Source organism: Polaromonas sp. (genome assembly GCF_030682935.1).
Taxonomy (GTDB): domain Bacteria; phylum Pseudomonadota; class Gammaproteobacteria; order Burkholderiales; family Burkholderiaceae_C; genus Polaromonas.
Genome location: NZ_JAUXNA010000207.1, coordinates 1 through 1138 on the forward strand (window position 1 = coordinate 1; position 1138 = coordinate 1138).

At 64.2% G+C, this 1138-nt stretch carries 2 protein-coding genes; one reads left to right on the plus strand and one right to left on the minus strand.

What is annotated here, in order from left to right:
• Positions 1–239, minus strand: a 239-nt coding sequence (locus Q8K05_RS09660; protein WP_305246418.1) for a cyclic pyranopterin monophosphate synthase MoaC, incomplete at its 3' end; no start/stop codon positions are given.
• Between the two features lie 240 nt (positions 240–479).
• Between Q8K05_RS09660 and Q8K05_RS09665 the strand changes: the two genes are divergently transcribed.
• On the plus strand, positions 480–1138 hold a 659-nt coding region (locus Q8K05_RS09665; RefSeq protein ID WP_305246419.1), incomplete at its 3' end, for a M48 family metalloprotease.

A 1138-nucleotide genomic window follows, 5' to 3' on the forward strand; every position in this document is an offset into this window, starting at 1 on the left:
CACAGCGGAATCAGGTCGCTGGTTTTATTGGCGGCCATGATGCCGGCCACGCGCGCAATGCCCAGCACGTCGCCTTTTTTGGCGCTGCCCGCCAAAATGAGGGCCAGCGTGGCCGGATTCATGACGATGCGGCCCTGCGCAACGGCGATGCGGTGCGTGGCCGGCTTGGCCGCCACATCGACCATGTGGGCCTGGCCCTGGCCATCAAAATGGGTGAGTGCTGAAGAAGAAGACGACATGCTGTTACAGAACCTTTTACATTGATGCGCCATCATAAGAGCACGCCCGTGAATCTGCCCGCACTGTGAAGGTAATTGCTTTTGTTTCCCTTGATTCGTTCCCAAGCCGCCCCGTCAGCACCGCGCCGTGCGTTGCGCCAATTGGCGCTGGCGGTTCTGGTACTGATCGCCCCGGCCCAGGCCAGCCTGGCCCAATCCGCAGCCGGTGGTCCCCGAGGTGCAGGCGGCGCCCTGCCTTCAATGGGCGACAGTTCCGAACTGCCCGCCGCCGCGGAGCGCCGCATGGGCGACCGCATTGCCGCCAGCGTTTACCGCGATCCGGACTATGTCGATGACCCGGTGCTGGGCGACTACCTGCAAAGCATCTGGCAGCCCTTGATGACGGCGGCGCGCACGCGCGGCGAGTTGCAGGACGAGCTCGATGAGCGCTTTGCCTGGGACATTTTTCTGATCCGGGACCGGAGCATCAATGCGTTTGCCTTGCCCGGCGGGTATTTTGGCGTGCACCTGGGCCTGATTGGCGCGGTCAGTACCTCCGACGAACTGGCGGCCGTGCTGGCGCACGAACTCAGCCATGTCACGCAGCGGCATATTTCGCGCTTGATGACGCAGCAAAACCGGCAGGCGCCGTGGCTGATTGCCGCCATGATTCTGGGGGCCATGGCCGCCAGCAAAAGTCCGGATGCCGCCACCGCCGCCATTGTGGGCGGCCAGGCGGTGGCGGCGCAGGGGCAGCTCAACTTTTCGCGCGACATGGAGCGCGAAGCCGACCGCATCGGTTTTGGCGTGATGCAGGGCGCCGGGTTTGACAGCCACGGCGTGTCCGCGATGTTTGAAAAACTGCAGCAGGCCTCGCGGCTCAACGACAACGGCTCCTACCCTTACCTGCGCAGCCACCC